At 64.5% G+C, this 20915-nt stretch carries 19 protein-coding genes; 12 read left to right on the top strand and 7 right to left on the bottom strand.

The annotated features are described in order from the left end of the window. Positions 1-43: 43 nt before the first annotated feature. Positions 44-493 carry a peptide-methionine (R)-S-oxide reductase MsrB gene (msrB, locus tag ACJQWL_RS06190; RefSeq protein WP_330968992.1) on the bottom strand — a complete coding sequence of 150 codons (450 nt, stop codon included), beginning with the start codon at positions 491-493 and terminating at the stop codon, positions 44-46. A 264-nt stretch (positions 494-757) separates the two neighbouring features. Then, on the bottom strand, positions 758-2620 hold the full coding sequence (locus ACJQWL_RS06185) for a DUF885 domain-containing protein (RefSeq protein WP_330968991.1): 1863 nt from the start codon (positions 2618-2620) through the stop codon (positions 758-760). A gap of 255 nt (positions 2621-2875) precedes the next feature. Between ACJQWL_RS06185 and ACJQWL_RS06180 the strand changes: the two genes are divergently transcribed. The 5 genes from ACJQWL_RS06180 to ACJQWL_RS06160 all read left to right on the top strand — a co-directional run bounded on the left by ACJQWL_RS06180 (position 2876) and on the right by ACJQWL_RS06160 (position 7657). Then, positions 2876-3337: a hypothetical protein gene (locus ACJQWL_RS06180; RefSeq protein ID WP_330968990.1), complete on the top strand. Its 462-nt coding sequence runs from the start codon at positions 2876-2878 to the stop codon at positions 3335-3337. A gap of 413 nt (positions 3338-3750) precedes the next feature. Beyond that, the gene (locus tag ACJQWL_RS06175; protein WP_330968989.1) at positions 3751-5034 is read left to right on the top strand and encodes an XVIPCD domain-containing protein; all 1284 of its coding nucleotides are present in this window, start codon (positions 3751-3753) and stop codon (positions 5032-5034) included. A gap of 65 nt (positions 5035-5099) precedes the next feature. Further along, the gene (locus tag ACJQWL_RS06170) at positions 5100-6053 is read left to right on the top strand and encodes an SOS response-associated peptidase family protein (protein WP_330968988.1); all 954 of its coding nucleotides are present in this window, start codon (positions 5100-5102) and stop codon (positions 6051-6053) included. A 132-nt stretch (positions 6054-6185) separates the two neighbouring features. Then, positions 6186-6692, top strand: a complete 507-nt coding sequence (locus ACJQWL_RS06165) for a MarR family winged helix-turn-helix transcriptional regulator (protein WP_330968987.1) — start codon at positions 6186-6188, stop codon at positions 6690-6692. 62 nt (positions 6693-6754) lie between these two features. Next, complete coding sequence (locus ACJQWL_RS06160; protein WP_330968986.1) at positions 6755-7657, top strand: CPBP family intramembrane glutamic endopeptidase; 903 nt, start codon at positions 6755-6757, stop codon at positions 7655-7657. A gap of 307 nt (positions 7658-7964) precedes the next feature. Here ACJQWL_RS06160 and ACJQWL_RS06155 read toward each other — a convergent pair whose 3' ends face one another. Continuing rightward, complete coding sequence (locus tag ACJQWL_RS06155) at positions 7965-8237, bottom strand: hypothetical protein (RefSeq protein WP_330968985.1); 273 nt, start codon at positions 8235-8237, stop codon at positions 7965-7967. A 224-nt stretch (positions 8238-8461) separates the two neighbouring features. Here ACJQWL_RS06155 and ACJQWL_RS06150 point away from each other — a divergent pair, with 224 nt between their 5' ends. Then, entirely contained in the window at positions 8462-10411 is a 1950-nt protein-coding gene (locus ACJQWL_RS06150) for a transglycosylase domain-containing protein (protein ID WP_330968984.1), read from the top strand. A 34-nt stretch (positions 10412-10445) separates the two neighbouring features. On the opposite strand, the gene ACJQWL_RS06145 is transcribed toward ACJQWL_RS06150, so the two are convergent. Then, the gene (locus tag ACJQWL_RS06145) at positions 10446-10661 is read right to left on the bottom strand and encodes an oxidoreductase-like domain-containing protein (RefSeq protein ID WP_330968983.1); all 216 of its coding nucleotides are present in this window, start codon (positions 10659-10661) and stop codon (positions 10446-10448) included. Between the two features lie 223 nt (positions 10662-10884). On the opposite strand from ACJQWL_RS06145, the gene ACJQWL_RS06140 reads away from it, so the two are divergent. The 6 genes from ACJQWL_RS06140 to ACJQWL_RS06115 all read left to right on the top strand — a co-directional run bounded on the left by ACJQWL_RS06140 (position 10885) and on the right by ACJQWL_RS06115 (position 15722). Beyond that, the gene (locus ACJQWL_RS06140) at positions 10885-11511 is read left to right on the top strand and encodes a glutathione S-transferase family protein (protein WP_330968982.1); all 627 of its coding nucleotides are present in this window, start codon (positions 10885-10887) and stop codon (positions 11509-11511) included. 35 nt (positions 11512-11546) lie between these two features. Next, positions 11547-12329, top strand: a complete 783-nt coding sequence (locus ACJQWL_RS06135) for a helix-turn-helix transcriptional regulator (protein WP_330968981.1) — start codon at positions 11547-11549, stop codon at positions 12327-12329. Positions 12330-12476: 147 nt separating this feature from the next. Then, positions 12477-12803: an excalibur calcium-binding domain-containing protein gene (locus tag ACJQWL_RS06130; RefSeq protein ID WP_330968980.1), complete on the top strand. Its 327-nt coding sequence runs from the start codon at positions 12477-12479 to the stop codon at positions 12801-12803. A gap of 204 nt (positions 12804-13007) precedes the next feature. Next, a complete protein-coding gene (locus ACJQWL_RS06125) occupies positions 13008-13568 on the top strand; it encodes a hypothetical protein (RefSeq protein WP_330968979.1) in 561 nt (186 codons plus the stop codon). A gap of 898 nt (positions 13569-14466) precedes the next feature. Further along, on the top strand, positions 14467-15426 hold the full coding sequence (locus ACJQWL_RS06120) for an HNH endonuclease (protein ID WP_330968978.1): 960 nt from the start codon (positions 14467-14469) through the stop codon (positions 15424-15426). Between the two features lie 92 nt (positions 15427-15518). After that, positions 15519-15722: a hypothetical protein gene (locus ACJQWL_RS06115; protein ID WP_330968977.1), complete on the top strand. Its 204-nt coding sequence runs from the start codon at positions 15519-15521 to the stop codon at positions 15720-15722. Between the two features lie 118 nt (positions 15723-15840). Here ACJQWL_RS06115 and ACJQWL_RS06110 read toward each other — a convergent pair whose 3' ends face one another. The 3 genes from ACJQWL_RS06110 to ACJQWL_RS06100 all read right to left on the bottom strand — a co-directional run bounded on the left by ACJQWL_RS06110 (position 15841) and on the right by ACJQWL_RS06100 (position 20895). Next, entirely contained in the window at positions 15841-16974 is a 1134-nt protein-coding gene (locus ACJQWL_RS06110) for a phosphorylase family protein (protein ID WP_330968976.1), read from the bottom strand. Between the two features lie 74 nt (positions 16975-17048). After that, entirely contained in the window at positions 17049-17528 is a 480-nt protein-coding gene (locus ACJQWL_RS06105; RefSeq protein ID WP_330968975.1) for a response regulator, read from the bottom strand. Beyond that, complete coding sequence (locus tag ACJQWL_RS06100; RefSeq protein ID WP_330968974.1) at positions 17521-20895, bottom strand: hypothetical protein; 3375 nt, start codon at positions 20893-20895, stop codon at positions 17521-17523. Before ACJQWL_RS06100 ends, ACJQWL_RS06105 begins: the two co-directional genes overlap by 8 nt. Between the last annotated feature and the right edge of the window lie 20 nt (positions 20896-20915).

Here is a 20915-nt window from a genome sequence, read left to right as displayed (position 1 = left end):
GGGCCTCCAGTGTCGAATTGCACAGCTGCGCACCGCGGGGCGGCTACTGCGCGCCGTCCACCTGGCCCAGGTACGCCCCGTATCCCTGCGCTTCCATCTCTTCGCGCGGGACGAACCGCAACGACGCGGAGTTGATGCAGTAGCGCAGTCCGCCGCGGTCGGCCGGCCCGTCCGGGAAGACGTGGCCCAGGTGGCTGTCGCCTTGGGTGGAGCGCACTTCGGTGCGGACCATGCCGAGGCTGGCGTCGCTCAGTTCGCTGACATGGGCCGGTTCGATCGGCCGGGTGAAGCTGGGCCAGCCGCAGCCGGACTCGTACTTGTCGCTGGAAGCGAACAGCGGCTCCCCGGAAACGATGTCGACGTAGATGCCGGGCGCCTTGTTGGCCAGGTACTCGCCCGTGCCCGGGCGCTCGGTGCCGGCCTGCTGGGTGACGCGGAACTGCTCCGGCGTGAGCCGTGCGATGGCGTCGGGGTCTTTGCGGTAGTCGGGCATGGCGATTCTCCTCGGCTGACTCAAGGAGATTGGGGAGGACGCAGTCGAACTCAATCCGCTGCAGGTCCCGTGCGTTTCGCCACATCAGCGCTGGGTCCCGAAGCGCAGGCAGCCGGGTTAAGCAGGGGCTATGGCGATCGGCAATTTTCTCTGTGCAGGCACGGAGGCGCCGAGGCCCGATGCCCACGGCCTGATCCCGACACAACCGGGAAAAAAGAAAACGCCGCCGGTTCGTCACCGGCGGCGTTGGCGTTACTCAGGACATCAGGCCTGCTTTTCTTCCGCGATCCACTGGTCGATCCGGCGCTCCAGCAGGTGCAGGGGCATGGCGCCGCCGCCCAGGATGGCGTCGTGGAAGCCGCGGATGTCGAAGTCATCGCCCAGCTCGTTCTCGGCCTTGGCGCGCAGCTCCTGGATCTTGATCATGCCGATCTTGTAGGCCGTCGCCTGGCCCGGCCAGGTGATGTAGCGGCGGATCTCCGCCTCCACCGCCTGCTTGGGGATCGAGCTGTTCTCGGTCATGTAGGCCACGGCCTGCTCCTGGGTCCAGCCCTTGGCGTGCAGCCCGGTGTCGACCACCAGGCGGATGGCGCGCCACATCTCGGAGGTCAGCCGGCCGTACTCGGAGTACGGGTCGGTGTAGGTGCCCGGTATCTCGCGCGCCAGCCACTCCGAGTACAGGCCCCAGCCCTCGGCGTATGCGGTGAAGCCGGCCTGCTTGCGGAACTCCGGCACGCCTTCGAGTTCCTGGGCGATGGCGATCTGCATGTGGTGGCCCGGCAGGCCCTCGTGGTAGGCGATCACCTCCAGCTCGGTCTTGGGCATCGCGTCCATGTCCGAGAGGTGCGCGTAGTACACGCCCGGGCGGCTGCCGTCGGGGGTGCTGGGGTAGTAGTGCTGCGCCGCGCCGGCGACCTCGCGGAACGGCTCCACCCGCTTGACCACGATGTCGGCCTTGGGCAGCAGCCCGAAGTAGTTGGGCAGCTGCTTCTTGATCGTCGCGATCGCCTTGGTCGCGTCGTCGATGTAGGCCTGCCGGCCGGCATCGGTATTGGGGTACTTGAACTGCGCGTCGGTGGCGACGAACTTGAAGAACGCCTGCAGGTCGCCGTCGAACCCGACCCGCTCCTTCAGCGCCTCCATTTCCCCGCGCAGGCGCGCGACCTCGTCCAGGCCGACCTGGTGCACCTGGTCGGGGCTCAGGTCGGTGGTGGTCGAGGCCTGGAGGCGCTGGGCGTAGTACGCCGCACCGTTGGGGTGCCGGCTGCCGACGCCGCTGGGATTGACCGCGGCCTTCGCCATGTCGGACGTGTACCAGTTGATGACCTCGGCGTACGCCGGCTTGACCGCATCCACCAGCGCGGCCCGTGCCTGCGCCTTGAGCTCGGTGGCGCGTGCCGCGTCGATCTTGCCGGCCTTGACCAGTGCGTCGGCCTTGGCCTGGGCGTCGGTCCACAGCGCACTGTCGGCGCCATCGGTGAACGGCGCGCCGGTCACCACCTTGGTGGCCTGGTCGATCACGCCTTCGTGCGCGAAGCGGGGCGGCCGGATCCCCTGTTCCGCGGAGCGGCGGACGTGGTCCATCAGCTGCCCGAACAGGCGCGGTACCGCACGCAGGCGCGAGACGTAGGCGGTGTAGTCCGACTCGTCCTCCACCTTGTGGAAGTTGATCAGGAAGGTCGGCAACTGCGACTGCATGCCGCCCATCTGCTCGAACGGATAGCTGTGCTGCATGAAGGCGTGTGACGCACGCGCCGCTTCAAGCTGGTACTCGTACAGGTCCCACGAGATGCGGGCGTCGTCGCCCAAGGCGTCGTAGTCGAAGTTGGATTTCATCTCCGCGACGGCCGCCTCGCGCCAGGCCAGCTGCCGGTCGGCCGCTTCGCGCGATACATCGTCGATCTCGGAATAGCGGTCCTTGCGGCCGAGGAACGTCATCTGGATCGGGCTGAACTGCAGCTCTTCCTCGTACTTGCGCTCGAACCACGCATTGAGGCGTGCGTCCTGGGTGGCGGCGGTGGCCTGGGCCTGGGTGGCGACGGGCGCACCGGCCGTGGTCGGGGGAACCGTACTGCACGCGGTGAGCAGGGCCAGGGACAGGGCGGAGAGGACGAGGACGCGGCGCATGGGCACTCCGTGATCAGACGGGAGCCACGCCCCCGGGAACGTCGATCATGCCGCAGGGGGACCTCCGGCGCAGAGTGTCGAAAGGCATGGCGCGCGGCCGTGCGTGCCTTTCCGAGGCGCTTGGGTGAAACGACACCGGCTTACCGTCGCCGAAATGGGGTCGATGCTCGAGCCGTGCGCCCTCCGCCCCCCGGTTTGGCGCCCGGGCCTGCCTTCGGCTATAAAGCCCGCTCTGCTTGATCACGGATGACACGCATGACACGGATGCTCATTGCGCTGGCCTGCGCGGCGCTGATTTCTTCCTGCAGCACCACCCCCACCCCTTCGCCTGCCGCTTTCGCGGGGAACTGGTCCTATGCGGAACAGTGCGGTTGGCAGCACATGGCCAATTTGCAATTGGTCGAGGACAGCGACGGGATAAGGGGCACGTGGGACGACGGCGACGGCCGCCGCGGGCGTGGCCAAGCAGGGCTGATGGAAGGCCGCATCAGCGGCCAAAAACTGGAAGCGCGCTTCTGCACGGAAGCCCCCGACGGCCTTCCCGACGAATGCCCTGCATTCCGCGAATGGTCCGACTACTTCGTGCTGCACGACGGTGCGCTGCAGTGGTACCGCGGCTGGGGGAGCAACGGGCATCGGCTTTACATCACTCTGGAACGCGCTGAGTCGATGCCACTGGAAGCGCCCTTCGTCGCCTGTCCAGAAGATATCGACTGACTCGCCCTCCACAGGAGTCACGGATGACACCTTCAATAACCCGGACGCAACCCCCAAACAGCCCTACCGACGACGAGCTCCGTGCGATTGCCTACTTCGCGATCGGCATAGGATCGGAAGGCGGTTTCGGGGGTCGCGACGTGTCCCACCGGCTCTCCTTTGCCGGCAACATCCGAAAGGGCGTCATGGAGCCTGTCGGCAACAGCGGCTTTTCGATCGGCACGCTACAGACGGACCTGGGCCAGCACCCTGAAGTCGCCCGGGAGCTTGTCTCCAGCTTCCAATCCTGGGCGCGCCAACATCAGCCATCCCGGATTCTTTCCGACTCGAGCCAACGCCAACTGACAACGGACCTTGCACGTACTGGCGCGGCTATCAGCAGGGATAACGGGCGCCCGCCCAACGCCGAGGCTATGGATCACCTAAACGCCTACCTCCGCAGTGAGGAAGGCATTTCGTTCGTACATGATCGAGATGTTGCACAGATCGACCGATTGCTGTCGGGCGTTGCGCAGCAACTGCGAACCACCACGCTCTACCGCACGTCGCCGGCTGACGACCAGGTCCGGTTGGCCGCGGTTGTCATGAAGCTCCAGAACCAGAGTGGCAGCACTTGGACGCCCCGAATTATTCGAGATATGGACAACGGGCGGTTGACGTCCGTTGAGCAGGTCAACCGCACCGTCGACGACCTTCGCAAAGATGGCATTCGAACCGACTACGTCGAGTCCGGTCGGGTGCACACCTCGCACGCCGCCGAAGTCCTCATAGACCTCCGCAACGCAGACCCCCGCAGCCCGCTTGCCGGCGCGTGGGCGGCCGTCGTGGCCGACCCCATGGTCAATCCCACGCAACTGGACCGGGTGCCCGCCCGGCCCGACCTCCCGCACCAGTACGCCTCGGTCAAGACCTTGTTCCTGCAGCCCAACCAGGCGCCGCGGCTGATCGAGGCCATGGACGAGGGCGGCAGCTACGCGTGGGGCCGGCCGCAGGCCGAGCGCGGCAACGCGCCCACCGCAGGCCTGTACGCCGCCGGCGACGACCTGGTGCTGTGGAACCTCGAGGGCGAGGGTGTCCGCCACGTGGACGGGCAGTGGTCGGCGGTGTCGCGCGACCGCCTGTCGCGCACGCGCCACGCTGGTGGCATCGTCGACCTGTTCGAGGACACCGCGCAGCAGACGCGCACCCTGATGCACGTCGACCCCGGCGCGCCGCCGCTGCGCCCGCCCGGCGTGGATCCACGCCGCGTGGGCGCCGACGGAGACCCGACCCCGAGCACGTCGACCGGGGGCGAGACCGGTGCGCGCGCGGAGACCACCGGTCACCCGTTGCTCGACCAGGCCCGTGCCGGCGTGCATCGCCTGGACCGCGAACTCGGCCGCACCCCGGACGAGGCCAGCGAGCGCATGAGCGCCAGCCTGGCGGTGCTTGCGCAATCGCGCGGGCTGACGCGCATCGACCACGTGGTGCTCAGCGCGCAGACCGATGCGCTGGGCAAGGGTGCGAACGTGTTCGTGATCCAGGGCGAGCCCAGCGACCCCGCGCGCCGCGTGGGCCACATGCGCACCCACGATGCGATCGCCGCCACGGTGGAGCAATCGCTCGAGCGGTTGGCCGACCGCACGCAAGCGGCATCGCCCCAGCCCGCGATGCCCGCACCGGCGGAGCGCGAACCCGCGCAGGTGGCCCGCGCCTGAGGCCATCCCATTGCGTTCCGCCAAGCGGGCGTACCCTGACCACCCGCCGCCATGACCCCGCTGCCATGTGCTACTCGGCCCAGATCCGCGCCGACTACGCGAAGTTCGTCCGCCGCCATGGCGCGACGGTCGACCTGCAGGACTTCTTCCACCTGTACTGGCTGCGCCAGCAGGACGGCAAGGCCAAGGTGCCGCGGGCGCTGGATGCGGCCTTCCTCGGCGACCCGGCGGCAAGCGAGTTGCACCCGCTGATCCACGCACACGCCGCGGCGGAGGCCACGCGGCTGGAGCAGGAGTTGTTTGCCCAGCGCACCCGGCTGGCCAAGGCCGAACGGGTACTGGCGGGTGACAAGCCGACCAAGAAGGCGGCAGACGACCGGCGCATCGCCACGTCCAAGATCACCCGCGCCCAGCTGCGGCTGGCCGAACTCAGGCGCGCGCCCGGCGACGATGACGCGCGCATCTACCCGGGCTATTACGCACCGGTCATGGTGGCCGAGCGCGGCCAGCGGGTGATCAAGCCGATGCGCTACCAGTGCCGGCCGTGCGGCAAGCCCGCCGACTACGACCGCAAGTACCCCGGCACCTACAACGCGCGGCGCGACAACCTGGAGGGGTTCTGGAAGGGCCAGTTCGGCCGCACCCACGGGGTCGCGGTGCTGACCGCTTTCCACGAACACGTGCCGCGCCACGCCGCCGAGGGCCGGTCGCTGGACCCGGGCGAGAAGGAATCCAGCGTGGTGCTCGAGTTCCGGCCCGACCCCCCGCAGGACATGCTGGTGGCGTGCCTGTGGTCGCGCTGGACCGGGCCGGATGGCGAGGAGCTGCTGTCGTTCGCGGCGATCACCGACGACCCGCCGCCCGAAGTCGCGGCCGCCGGACACGACCGCTGCGTGATTCCGATCAAACCCGAACACCTGCAGGCCTGGCTCAGTCCGGACCCGGCCAACCTGGCCGCGCAGTACGCGATCCTCGACGACCGCGAGCGCCCCTACTACGCGCACCGGATGGCCGCCTAGCCGCGGGAAAGCGGCCCTGGGCGCCGCCTCGCTCCGGTTCCCCGCTGCCCGTCCCTCGCCCTCTGTCGATATAGCTTGACGCAAAGATACTTTGCGTGGATATTACCGGCCTGGCACACGGAGGACCCCGGGATGCAGCAACCGAACGGACACATGGACAAGGTGGAAGACCTGCTGGCCGACTGGCGCCGGGAGCGCCCGGACCTGGATGTCGAGGCGATGGCCGTGGTCGGCCGCATCCTCAGCCTGGGGCGGCGGCTGGAAGGGCGCGCCAACGTGGCGCTGAAGGCACTGGGCCTGCACTACACCGACCTGGACGTGCTGGCCACGCTGCGCCGCGGGGGCAAGCCGTACCGGCTGACCCCGACGGAACTGCGCGCCTCGGTGCTGATCACCTCCGGGGCGATGACCGCGTGCCTGGACCGGCTGGAGGGCAACGGCCTGATCACCCGGCGTGACAACCCCCACGACCGCCGCTCCACCTCCGCGGGCCTGACCGCGGCGGGCGTGCGGCTGATCGACAAGGCCATCGTCGCCCGCTTCGAGGAAGCCACCGACGCCGTGACCGGGCTCACCGAGCGCGAGCGCACCACGCTGGCGGCCCTGCTGACGAAAATGGACCGGACGCTGCCGCGATAGCCGGCCCCGGCGTGATCGATGCGCCCGCGACCGCGGGCATGGTTTCCGACAAGGACACGTGCATGAACATTCTGTTTGACGCCGACCGCCGGCTGCGCAACGGCTGGTGGATGCTGGTCTTCATCGCCTTCATCGCCGCCACCCGCGTGGTGTACGCACCGCTCAAGGCCGCACTGGCGCAGCTCGGCGTGACCGAGGCATGGCTGGAGCCGGTCCCGTTCCTGCTGACGCTGCTGGCGACCTGGGCGGTACTGCGCCTGCGCCGGGAGCGACTGGCCAGCGTCGGCTTCCAGATGGACCGCCGGTGGTGGCGCCACGCGGCGCTGGGCATGGCGTTGGGCATGGGCTCGCTGCTGCTGGCCGCGGGGCTGATCCTGGCCATCGGCGGGGTGCGCTTCCAGCCGGACCCCGAACGCAGCCTGGCCGCGCTTGGGTACGGGCTGTACGTGTTCCTGTTCGTCTCGCTGCTGGAGGAAAACCTGTTCCGTGGCTTCCTGTTCCAACGGCTGGTGGCAGGCGCCGGGGCGTGGGTGGCGCAGATCGCCTTCGCGCTGCTGTTCGCGTTCGGCCACTGGGACAACCCCGGCATGGACGGCACGACCAGGCTGGTTGCGAGCATCGAACTGGGCCTGGCCGCGATCCTGCTGGGCCTGGCCTACCTGCGCACCCGCAGCCTGGCGTTGCCGATCGGCATCCACCTGGGCTGGAACTGGGCGCAGGGTTACGTGCTCGGGTTCGGCGTCAGCGGCATGGACCACCCGGGCTGGCTGCAACCCGTGTTCCAGGGCCAGGCGACGTGGCTCACCGGTGGCGAGTTCGGGCCGGAGGCCAGCGTGCTCGGGATCCTGGTCGACCTGCTGCTGATCGGCCTGCTGTGGAAGTGGAAGGGCCTGGCACCCGCGTCGGATGCAGTGCCGGTCGCACCGGTCGCCGCCACCCCGACGGCGCTGCCGCTTAACGGCTGAGCGCCTGCCGGCACGCGGTGGGCGGCAGCCCGGACACGTCGTTCAACAGGCACTTACGAAAAAGCGCCGCACCCGCATTGCCTGCGGGAGCGGCGCCCGGACTGTGATCGCAAAGCGTTCGGATGCAGTTCGCGACTTACGTCGCTCCTACAACGGCATGCGCCGGCCCGGTTGCGGCAGAATTCCCGCCACCCCCGTAGGAGCGACGCAAGTCGCGATCGCATCCCCTGTAGGAGCGACGTAAGTCGCGATCGCAATGCCCACGCGGGCATGCCGGCCGGGCATCGTGCCGCCTGACCGAAGGCCGCTACTCCTTGGGCCGCTCTGCGGCGTTGTCCTGCACGTAGCCTTCGTCGGCGTCGTGGTTGATGGAGTCGTCGTACTCGCCGGCCACGCCCTTGCCGCGCTTGTTGCGCAGGTGGTCGTGCACCTTGATGCCGCGGGATTCGAGGTCGACGTTGCCGAGCTTGTCCTCGATCCGGTTGTCGTCCGAAGGCTGGTGCAGGCCGGTCTTCTTGCCGCTGGCCACGCCCTGGCTGCGGGCGCTGGATCCGGCGGAACTGTCGCTGGAATTGGTCATGGGGGCTCCAGTGTGTGTGGGGGAGCGCCGGTCGCGAATGCGGGTGCGCACCCGTCGCGCGTACGCAGGTCGACCGACGCCGCCCGAGCATCGCAAACGGCCCGTGACCGCGCCGCGATATGCGCCGGATCGCATCCGCAATCGGCGGCACCGCGCACCCGGCCACCCCGCTTCGCGTCCGCGCTTCACGCAACCGATGACCCTCCAACGCGGAAAATCCGCGGATGAACGAAATTGTCGATGCGCCCGACTTCACCGGCACCGCACCGGGCGCCGCGTCGCCCCCCGAACCCGCAACCCGCACGGCACGCCTGAAGGCGGGGGTGAAGGCGCATCCATGGCGTGCCGCCGGCGCGGTCGGCGCGGTGCTGCTGGTGGGTTTCATGTGGTTGAGCTGGGCATTGCCGGTCTCGCGGGCACTGGATCCGCTGCCCGAGGCGACGCTGGTGCTGGTGGACAGCGAGGGCACGCCGTTCGCCCGGCGCGGCGCATTGAAGGAAGCGCCGGTGGTGGCCAGCGAACTGCCGCCGCACGTGCGCGACGCGGTGCTGTCGATCGAGGACCGGCGCTTCTACCGCCACTTCGGCATCGACCCGCGCGGCGTGGCACGCGCGGCACGCCACAACGCCGAAGCCGGCGAGATCCAGCAGGGCGGCAGCACCATCACCCAGCAGCTGGCCAAGACCTCGTTCCTTGAACCGGACCGCACCTTCCGTCGCAAGGCGCAGGAGGCGTTGATCGCGCTGTGGCTGGAGGCGCGGCTGGACAAGGACGAAATCCTCTCGCGCTACCTCAGCAGCATCTACCTGGGCGATGGCGTGTACGGCCTGCGCGCCGCGGCCCGGCACTACTTCGACCGCGAACCCGAGGAACTGGACCTGGGCGAGGCGGCGATGCTGGCCGGCATGATCAAGGCGCCCTCGGCATTGGCCCCCACCGACAACCTGGACGGCGCACGCGAGCGCGCCCGGGTGGTGCTGCAGGCCATGGTGGACAACGGCGCCATCACCGCCGAGGAGGCCGAGGCCGCGCGTCCGGCCCGCCTGCGCGAAGGCCGCACGTCGTTGCCGGTGGGTAGCTATTTCGCCGACTGGGTGTCGCCGCAGGCCAAGGCGTTGTTCGAGGCGGCCTACGGCGAAGTGGAAGTGCCCACCACGCTGGACCCGCGCCTGCAGTCGCTGGCCGAACGCGTGGTGCGCGACGCGCTGCGCAGCGGCGCGCGCGACGGCGTCGGCCAGGCCGCGCTGGTGGCGATGCGCACCAACGGCGAGGTGGTGGCGATGGTCGGCGGCGGCGACTACGCCAAGAGCGCATTCAACCGCGCCACCCAGGCGCAGCGCCAGCCGGGCTCCACCTTCAAGCTGTTCGTCTACCTGGCCGCGCTGCGCGACGGGATGACCCTGGACACCGTGGTGGACGACACGCCGCTGACCATCGGCGAGTGGACGCCCAGCAACTACAACGACAGCTACGCCGGCCAGCTCACCCTGCGGCAGGCGTTCGCCCAGTCCAGCAACGTGGTGGCCGCGCGCCTGACCGAGCAGGTCGGCCCACGTGCGGTGGCGCGGGCCGCGCGCGACCTGGGCATCCAGAGCGAGCTGAAGAACGACCCGATGCTGGCGCTGGGCGTGTCGGAGACCAACCTGCTGGAACTGACCGCCGCCTACGCCGCGCTGGGCTCGCCCACCGCGCCGGTCAAGCCGCACGGCGTGCAGCACCCCGACGCCAAGGACCACGACGGCGAAGCGGTGCTCAAGGACCACGAGCGCGTCGCCCTGCTCGAGCTGCTGGACGGCGCCGTCAACGAGGGCACCGGCCGCGCCGCGCGGCTGTCGCAGCCGGCATTCGGCAAGACCGGCACCACCCAGGACAACCGCGATGCGCTGTTCATCGGCCTGGCCGGCGACCTGGCGGTGGGCGTGTGGGTCGGCAACGACGACAACGCCCCGATGCGCGACGTGACCGGCGGCGGCCTGCCCGCCCGCATGTGGGCGCAATTCACCGCCCCGGCCATCGGCGCCCGCGTATTGGGTGCCCCACCCCCGCCCCGCATCCGCGAAAGCGCGCCGCGCTCGCGCTTGCAGTCGCTGCGACAGCGATGGTTCGGCGGCGGCAAGGGCAAGGGCCGCGGCAAGGGCAAGGGGAAGGGGAAGGGGAAGGGCAAGAAGAACTGAGCCTGCGGGACATCCGCTTGCCCCCCCGCGCCTGCTAAGCGCGACGGTTCTTTTCCGGGCCCGCGGCGCCACCGTCGCCCGGACCCTCCCCGCCGGCATTGCGCGCGCGCCAGGCCTCGAGCTGCGCCTCGTGGGCGTCCAGCTCCTCCTGGTAGGCATCGTTCACACACACCGCGCAGCCGCTGCCACAACAGTCGGTGGGCAACGGCTTCTCCGGCGGAACCGGTGGTGTGTCGGGAGGACGGGTCACGTCCCTAGCATCCGCGGCACCCGCGTCGGTTTCAAGCGCCGGATGATGCGGATGCGGACGGCGCCCGCGGGACACGCGGCGTTCGACTCCGACACCATCGTGCGTGGGGTTGGCGTCGCGTTGACCTCGCCCGCCCGCTCCACCCTGCTGACACCACGCTGTCAGCAGCCCCCGCGCAGACTCGCCTTCCAGCCGGCAGCCGCCGGCACGACAGGAGTCACCGATGAACCGGCAGATCACGTTCTTCTATGCCCCGCAGACCCGCGCCTCGGGCACGCTCGCCCTGCTGGAAGCGCTGGGGGCGGAGTACGACATCCACATGCTCGACCTGAAGGCCGGCACGCAGCGCGATCCGGCATACCTGGCGGTCAACCCGATGGGCAAGGTGCCCGCGATACGCCATGGCGATGCGGTGGTCACCGAGCAGGTGGCCGTGATGCTGTACCTGGCGGACCTGTACGCCGAGCGCGGCCTAGCGCCGGGGCTGGAGGATCCGCTGCGCGGGCCGTACCTGCGGTGGATGGCGTTCTACGGCAGCTGTTTCGAGCCGGCCGTAGTGGACCGCTCGTTGGAGCGCGAAGCCGGCGAAGCGTCCAGCTCCGGTTATGGCAGCTACGACCACGTGATGGACGCGCTGGCCGGGCAGCTGGGCACGGGTCCGTGGCTGCTGGGCGAGCGCTTCACCGCCGCCGACGTGCTGTGGGGTACCGCGCTGAAGTGGACGCTGCAGTTCGGCCTGGTGCCCGACCGCGCGGTGTTCCGCGACTACGTGGAGCGCGTGGCGGCGGTGCCGGCGATCCAGCGCGCGGCTGGAATGGACGAAGCGCACGCCGCGCGCCTGGCCGCCTGAGCCCGCCTGCGCAGGCCGCCCGATAGACTGCGGCCATGCGTCGCGCCGATCGGCTGTTCTTACTCGTCAACGCCCTGCGGGGGCGGCGCCGCGCCGTCCCCGCGCGGGTGCTGGCCGATGACCTGGGCGTCTCGCTGCGCACCGTCTACCGCGACGTCGCCGACCTGCAGCACTCGGGCATCCCCATCGAGGGCGAACCCGGCGTGGGCTACATGCTGCGCAAGGGCGCTGACCTGCCCCCGCTCGCGTTCAATGCCGAAGAACTCGAGGCCCTGATCGTCGGCATCCGCTTCGCCCGCGCGTTTGCCGGCGCGCGGCTGGGCGCGGCAGCGATGCGGGCGCTGCTCAAGATCGAGGCGGTGGTGCCGCCGCCGGTCTACGCGCGCGCCAGCCGCATCGCCATCCTCGCGCCGGGCGGGCGCGGCGAACGCGGCGCCGCCTTCTCCGAGAGCCTGGACCGGCTGCACCTGGCCATCGCCGAGCGCCAGCTGCTGCGCGTGCGCTACGTGCGCGCCGACGGCCAGGAGAACACCCGCGATATCGAACCGCTCTGCGTGCTGTTCTGGGGCGGCTCGTGGACGCTGGCCGGCTGGTGCCGCCTGCGTGGCGCGTTCCGCCAGTTCCGGCTGGACCGCATCCGCGAATGCGTCCACACCGGCGAGACCTATGCCGTCGATCCTGCCCGCGGGTTCGAAGCGCTGATGCGCACGTTCGATGCGCAGGCCTGCGAGGACGCGTCGGTGGCGGCAGAGGTCGAGGGCTACTGCGGGTGGGCGCGGGAATCGGTTCGCCCGGACCAACGGCGGGAAGACGCGTAAGCGGTCGGCTCGAGAACAGACGCCGAGAAGCCGTCGCGCAGCGCACGGCCTGGCGGCCCATGCGGATCCGGCCCCGACGGCCCCGATTTCTTCGGCCCAGGGTTGGTGGTAGCGTCGCCGGGTCGATCGGATGCTGGGGGCCTCCTGATGATGACGCTGCTGCGACTTGCCGTGTTTGGCGCGCTTGCCGGGCTCGCCCCTCCCGCCCATGCCCACAGCGGCGGCTTGAACGCCGAGGGGTGCCACAACGACCGCAGGAACGGCGGCTACCACTGCCACCGCGCGCCCGCGGCCGCACGCCCCAACGCCTATCAACTCGCCCCCGCCCGCGCCGCCGGATTCACCCGCGGTAGCGGTGGTGCGTTCCGCAACTGCAGCGAAGCCCGCGCCGCCGGCGCAGCACCCGTGCGGCGCGGCGAGCCGGGTTACGGGCCGCACCTGGACCGGGATAACGACGGCGTCGGGTGTGAGTGAGCTCCCATCCGCCGCCGGGTCGACGTGAGGAAACCAAGGTCAGCTTCGACTGTTCTTGCGTGCGGTGATAAAGACCACCCTGAGCCCCGCACTGGCGTCCTGCCCCTGCCATTGCTTCCAGCACGTACGCGCCCGGCGCGGGCGACCTATAACGGTCGCATGGCCGGGCGGTGCCTCCGCGCGGCACCTGACGGATGAAGTCGCATGCACGGACGTACCACCCCTGATCGGCTCCACGCGCGCGCGCCTGCCGCGCTTCGGATCGGCTTCACCGCGCTCATTGCACTGGCCGAGGCCGCGCACCTGGGCTGGGAGCACCTGCACGGCGGGATCATCAGCCACCACCTGCTCGCTGACCCGACCATGCCCGCGATCTGGAACGGCTGGGGCCTCGTGGTGCTGCCCGTGCTGGCGTGGATCGCCTCCAGCCGCGCGTTCCAGCGGACGGAAGGCGCGTGGCGCCTGCACCGGCCGTTCGCGCTGCGCCTGCTGTCCGCGCTGCTGGCGGGGCTGGCCCTGTCGGTGGCGTTCTCGTTCGGACGGGAGGACATCGCCGGCATGGTGCTGGTCGGGCTGCTGCTGTCGGCGCTGGCGGTACGCGTCAATCGCATCGAGTACCTGCTCGGGTTCGTGCTCGGCATGGCGTTTACGTTCGGCGCCCTGCTGCCCACGTTGATCGGCGGGTGCATCGCACTGCTGTCGGCGGCGGTGTGGCTGGGGCTGTGGCCCCTGCTGGGGCGGGCGCTGCGGAAAGTGCCGGCCTGATGCAGCTGCGGCCGGGGCCAGCGCTCGAAAAATTGACTCTGACCCCTGTTTTGGCAATCCGCGGTTTGATGAACACCGTCGGCGCGCATGAACCAAGCGTTGACCCGCCGCGGTGGACACTCGTGGCACGGGAGCGCATTCCTGCGCCCGGCCGCTATGAGAGGAGACACCTGTCCATGATCCGTTCGCTGATGAAACTCGCCGTTGGATACGCTGTGACCCGAGCGCTCGCCAAGTCCGGAGGCCCCGTAGGCCTCCTGAAGTCCGTGTTCTCGTCCGGCAGCAACTCAAGCGGCTACGACCGACGCACCAACCGAGGAATCCTTCGCACCCCTCGCCAGAAGCGCGCGGACGCACGCGGCCGGCGTTGAGCCGGGGCTCGCGCGATGGCTCCCGCACCATCGGAGTCCTGCCCAACATCGGGGTCCGGTTCACGGTTGCTGTCAGTGAACCGGTCCCTTGTCATTTGCCCAGGCTCCGGACCCTGCCTGGAGCCGCCACGCGCGCAAACTTGTCCCATAAGTCCGCATGCCGTTAGAGGACATTACGTTTCAAACGCGAATTTTCTCTGACCCCTTTTTCCGGTCAGGCTTTTGCTTCAGGCGCGGACACAGGGCCAGTGTCGACCTTCTCAGCGTGATGCGATAAAGATCACTCTGACCCCGGTTTCTGGCTGCCGACGCTGATCGGCGGGTGCATCGCACTGCTGTCCGCGGCGGTGTGGTTCGGGGTGTGGCCGCTACTGGGGCGCTTGCTGCCGAAAGTGCCGGCCTAGTGCAGCCGCGGCCAGGATCAGCGTTCGAAAAATCGACTCTGACCCCTGTTTTGGCGGAGCCAGCCCGTTTCCCCTAGCCGGCGGGCTCTTCCCTTCCCCAGGCACCTCGCTATCCTGGAGCGCATGCCTAGGCTGCAGCTGCCCACAGACCTGCCCTTCGAAGTCGGCGCCCTCTACAACCGTCAGAGGGACGTCCACGACCGACTTGGCGGAAAGAGACAAGGCGGCATCGCCCCATCCACCAGCACTCCCTTCGTGATCCTCTTCACCGGCGCTGCTGGCTCCCAGCATGGCTACCGTGACCATTGGGAAGAGGAGGATGGCGAGAACATCCTCCATTACTACGGCGAGGGCCAGTCTGGAGACATGCGGGACAGCCACGGCAATCGTGCAATCCGGGCGCACCTGCAACAGAATCGGCGACTCCTGATCTTCCAAAGCCTCGGAAAGAGCAAGCCCTACCGGTTCCTAGGTGAGTTCCGCTTCGTCCACGCCTACGAGGAACATGACGTTCCGGATACGCACGGCGCGCTCCGCAAGGCGATCGTCTTCAAGCTAAAGCCCATCGAGAACGACTTCAGTCCATTCGACAAGGCAATCGCAGACAGCGAAGTCGCGCAAATCGACCTGTCTACGACGGTTTCTCAGCAAGTGCGAGAAATTCGGGTCAAGCAATCGCTGTTCAAGCGCAGACTGCTCAATGTAGAGAAGCAGTGCCGGTTGACCGGAGTTGCTGACCTGCGGTTCCTCCGGGCAAGCCATATCAAGCCATGGTCGAAGTGCACCAACGGCAGTGAGCGAGTGGATGGCGCGAACGGTCTGCTCCTCACGCCGCATGCCGACCTGCTCTTTGACCGCGGATGGATCACGTTCGAGAACGATGGCGCGCTCGTCCGGTCAGGCCAGCTGCCTGCGAACGTTTCCAGCCGAATCGGGCTGAACCTGACAAACGGCCGCCGCTGCGGCGGTTTCGATGAAAAGCAAAAAGCCTATCTCGAGTACCACAGGAATGCGGTGTTTGAGACCACGTTTGAGAAGATGGAAGATCCACTCTCGGACCTGATCACGCTAGAGATGATTTGATACGGCGCTTGTGTTGCGGAAATTGCCCGCCTGATGTGCCCGCGACCGCGGTCCGCGCTCGAAAAGTCGACTCTGACCCCTGTCTTGGCACGGTGCTGATCGGGCTGCTGCTGTCGGCGCTGGCGGTACGCGCCTATCGCATCGAGTACCTGCTCGGGTTCGTGCTCGGCATGGCGTTTACGTTCGGCGCCCTGCTACCCACGTTGATCGGCGGGTGCATCGCACTGCTGTCGGCGGCGGTGTGGCTGAGCGTGTGGCCGTTACTGGCGCGGGTACTACGGAAAGTGCCGGCTTGATGCTGCAGCCGCGGCCGGGATCAGAGCTTGAAAAATCGAATCTGACTCCTGTTTTTCTAAAAGTCGACTCTGACCCCTGTTTTGGCTGTTGGTGCTCCAATTAATGCTCGCACACAAGTCACTCTCTCCAACGACTTTCAAAATATCTGCGGAACACATGTTGTGCCGCCATCGCACTCATGTGACTGCAGTACCCCTGGAAGTCATCGCTCTTTGTAGAATCCGCCTTGTCGGAAACAGCCTTTATACAAAGAACAAGAGGATTGGGCTCGTCGGCCATTATTGCAGAGTGATAGAAGCCATAGCACTCCATATCGATTCCATCAACCTTCCTATGCTGCCTTTTAAACAGCTCTTGAAAATTGGAATCTGCGACGACAGCACTACCGGATGCTACGGGGGCGACGCGCACAGTCGGGCGAGCCGCTGGCTTCGCATTCTCATAGCGCTCGTACCACTCACGGGAAACCTCGTCCACACCCCTCGCCAAGGCCACAAGTTCACTTGACGCCTCCTTCTGGTCGGGCGCTATACAAAGCGACCCATCAGCTGTCCACTTACCAGCCTGCCAATCCCAACTCTTATCGGCAACGATGATGTCGCCCACAAGCGTACTGTCGTTAACCGAGCCGCATATCCCGGTCATTATTAGAACCCGAGGCCGCAAACAGTTAATCATTTGAGACGCAAGATGAGCAGCGGGCACCAGCCCCATTTGCGTGGCATGAGCGCACGCCAACTTAAGCTTTCTACCTCCTACCTCCATCTCGCCACGGCGAAATAAGAGACCTCTTGAAAGAGGTTCCTCTGGAAGCCAAGATATTCCCGGAAGAGCAAGTACGGCGCTAAGTTCCGGCGCTCTCAATGTCGCCTGTATGCATACGTCATAGTCAAATTGCATTCGAGCTGAAGCAACGGATCGTACATGGGACACCAAAGATCCCAGCGAGTATTTCCAAGTGTCGACGCCCGGATCTACATGTAAAATCTGAGTGACCAAATTCCTGAACTCTGAATCAAAAGCATCTATAGCACCTAACTCTGATGTGATGGCGACCACCCTGCCCGGCGATGGACTTGTCTCATCCTCGACGATCTCCCTTAGAAAATCCGCACTGACGTCACCAGCAGGCGAGGCTCCATCACGCGCCGGCAGAAGCACATCCAGCAGCATCAAGTCATAGTACCGGTCGCGAAGCGCACGACGAGCCGATGCCGCGTCATATGCGAAGAAGATATCCTCTGCGTTCACACCCTTTTCCTGTAGAAAGGATGCAATTATTTTGCACTTATAAACAGAATCATCAACTACCAAAACAGTTAGACTCATCGCGTGCCTGCCTGCAATGAGTCAATTAAAGCCTTAAGCTTTGTGCGCCACTCGCCATGGAGACCCGAATAATAAATTATCCCATGGAAGTCTGAGCCAAGATCTCGAGTCAGCTCGACTCTAAGGTCATCAAGGGAGCGGCACCCGCCAACACCATCAGAAGGAAACTCCTCATATTGAGTCAATACGATGGTATTCACCCGGCCAACCTCGGAATGCATGAATCGCAGTATGTCGCTACCCCCAAAACCCTGAGGCGTTCCACCACCAGCCGAATCATGAGAAAGGTCGTAAGTCGGTAACGACATGTCAATTACCGCCAACTCGATAGGATTGCGCATAACCACGTCCACCGCAGAGGTCAGTGACCGCGCCAGCAATAAGGGAAACGACGGAAACTCTTCTTCGAAGAATTTAACTATCGCACGAAGCTTTGGCTCGTCGTCTTCGACTATTAGTGTTGCGAGTTTATTCATAGGCATCGTAGCGTGAGTTTCGCTCATAGAGTGGTATGTCGATCTTGACGTACCAGTTGCCTTCTCGTACTCCGAAATCCAGGGGCTGAGGACACAGCTCACGATCAACCATCTGCACTGCACGAGCCAACTTGGCAAAGCCGGACCCTCCCTCTCTAGCGACAAGCTCCACGGGGAGTGCTCTCAAGTACTTGGCGCGCAGTTCTGCCAAACGTTCACCCCTCATATCATCCGCCCGCGCAAGCGAAAGTCTATTCTCGATATTGAGTTCAAGTATCCCTTTTTCCTTACAAAAGCTGGTGCTAACAGAAATCGGCCCCAGCGCTTCACCGAGACCCGAATGCTTCCACGCATTCTCAAAAACAACGTAGAGACAGTCGTACAGAACCGCCAACCCATTTGCAGATAGATTGAGGTCAACCGCGTTACCCTCATCTACAACGAGCTCGCCATCAAACTTGCGGTAAACATTGTTCGTTGCGCGCTTCGCAATCTCAATAGCCACGTGTAAAGGATACGACTGCGCCTCGGACTCAGATTCTCGTGTGAACCACCCTGAGACTATGTCGCATTGATTTTGAACGTTTGTTGCCGCTGCCCGTAGCGCACCTACCAAGGCTACAAGCTTCGAATCCTCTCCCAGCTCGCTACTCAATCGTTCGAAGCTCGATTGCAATTCCGATTTAACGCTCACACTAATATGGTCTGCCAATGCTTGCCGCGCCGGCTGGATCATTGTCCAGAAGAGCATATAGCAAGTGGACAGAAATGCAGAGAACGACATCTCTGGAGAGAACACAGTAGGTATTAGCCGAGCGGTCGGACTGTCAATTACCGTTGGGAACGTCCCCACTGGCTTTGCAGAGGAATGGACCTGCACGCGCTCGTCTACCAAGGCACGGACCGACTCCTGTACATCTAGAGAGAATCGCCGCAAGGATGCCAACACAGCAGCAAGCGCATCCCCCTGCAGGGGCAATACATGGTCCCACCGTCTATGGAATGCCTCTTCACTGGCATCTCCCGAGATCAGGAGCCCCTCCTCCTCAATCGGTCCTAACAAAGTTCCGCGCAGAGTGCCGTGCCTAATTCTTAGGCTCAGATAGGATTCGAGCCCGTTAGCAGGATCTGTCATAAACCTTTTAAACATCCTGTCGATAATATCCAACAGGATGGTATTGCTCTCAGTGACACCCTCCTGGGGAAGCGCCATTATCAAATTTTCGACGCTTGGGTTAACCAAGTAATTGCGGATGAGCTCATCATCCAATGTTGCAGGATCTACTTCTTCGTTCAGGGACCGCCAGCGCTCAAAACTTGGAAGCAGCTCCTTCTCTGCCCAACGCGAGATCGCTGCCTCATTCACAAAAATGCGCGTTTCATCAAGATGCTGTAGGCCCCGCCACAAAGTCTCGTCAAGTGTCAGCTGCTTAATGTAACGCGAGTATTCCTGCTCCCCTTCAGGGTTCCATATCAGCAACTGCTGAAACAGCTCCATTCGCTCTCTGCGAACATCATGCGTAGACCTGAAATCCTCAATGAGCACAAGGTTCTCTTCGGTCCACGCGTCTTCAAGAAATGCAACGACCACCGCCCTCTCGAAATCAGACTCTAGCGAGCTCCATAGCTCATCTAAACTTTCACGGCTTCCAGCCTTAAAGAAATATCTGCAAGCCATTCTGCAAATAAAACGCGTATTTCCATCGCTCGAAAGGTTAGTCGCATAGTGTGCTACCAGGCCGATCAAAGCGGGATCAAACTTCTTAAAATCAGACCAAGACTGAGAGCTGAATATTAGATCAAGCGGCAGATCGTAAGCGTATCGGTAGTCCTTAACCAACATCTCAGCCGCATGCCGAAGGGCACTATTTAGATCGTAGCTCTCTTTTGCTATGCGAATTTTCAACTTTGCTGACAATTTTGTCCAAGGTGCGCCCAATGTGTCCATAGACACGCAAAGCGAGTATGCCTCTTCAAACCGGCGAAGGGTTACAAGATACTTAGCTAGCCACGCGACGAAAAGTGACTTAGGAGGATCTTCGCCCGCCTTATAACCGTTATCGATGACGGATTTAGTCCAGGACAATATGCGCCTGTCCTCAGCGTCCAGCCCACTGTCTTCACAATAGTGGTCTATATGTTCGATGACTATATCGTCTCGAAACGCGAGGCAATGAACGCTATAAACGTTAGTTGATACCAGCGTTGCGGTTAGATCCAATACGCGCCGATTGACATCTGCGGTCGCTCCTCTAAAAGCAGCATAGGCCACGTTAACTCCCAGCGGGAGGCTCTTGAAATTTAACCCTGTTTTTATTAGCTCATCTGATTCATCACTACTCGGAATGTCAGACTCCTGCACCCGAATTAGGCGGTTAATGATCTCACTCTCAGACTGCGAGCTATCGGTATCGTGACTATCAATACGAATACCGAGTGTGGCCGCCTCCAGACGATCAGTAGGAGATCTCGGGGCATTCAAAGTTGGATGCGACGTGGTGATCCCGTACGCTGACCTCAGTTTCACAATCCGCAGGTCACTGAGGGCAGAATCTGACAGCGCCTCTAGCAGCGCCCTCCCGTCGCCCCACAAGTGGCTAAGTTTTGAATCCTCATTGATGGTGATAAGGCAATCGATGATGCATTCAAAGTAATCGACTGCAGAAGACTTGATCTCTGTCGATAACAGAATTGGAAATTCGTGTTCTGGATTATCTACGGAGCCCGTTGCCCTGTATCTTATGTATGTTCGAAACCACAACGGTTCGAACCTCGGAAACGAGCGGCCGGCTTTCGCCGAAAACTGACCATATGTGAGTGTTTCATCGGTTCGATCAATTAGTATTGTCGCGTACAGGCTGCTTGGACGATTAGTGGCGCCTTTCTGGAGCAGCGCTGCTAGCCTCCTGACTTCAAGAGTCCCCCCGGTTTTCTGAGTTACCGCGAACTTCAGATCAGCGGCCCAGTAGCTCCAGCCGCAGACTTCGATGTGACGATCGATCAGCACTGCCATGTGCTCGAAGTCTCCTACCGCGAAGGTGCTCTGGAGCTGGATTTGCAGTTCCGAGTGATCGTCTAGGGTCTTCCTTAATCGAGGCAGCACCGATGCGGCCCACGCAAGTTCGTTTTCCAGACGAAGAGGCTGCATAGGCCCACGAAATGCTAGGTCTGCAAAGCTGGTTGGTTTCTGGTTGAATATCGCCTTATGCTTTGGCGCCGAAATATCCACCGCGCGAAGCAGCGATACATAGGCCGGCGCTTGAAGTTCCGCGCGAATATCGCCTATTTTTCGGAGCGCATGCCTTGCATCGAGCACCCCTAAGCTTCGGGCGACTTGAGTTAGCTTATTGGCCTTCTTTCTCCTCATACGTCCCCTCAATGAAAAGG

The sequence above is a fragment of the Novilysobacter viscosus genome, from assembly GCF_046600715.1.
Taxonomy (GTDB): domain Bacteria; phylum Pseudomonadota; class Gammaproteobacteria; order Xanthomonadales; family Xanthomonadaceae; genus Lysobacter_C; species Lysobacter_C viscosus.
The sequence above is the reverse complement of the archived record's forward strand: the minus strand, read 5'-3'. Positions and strand labels throughout refer to the sequence as shown.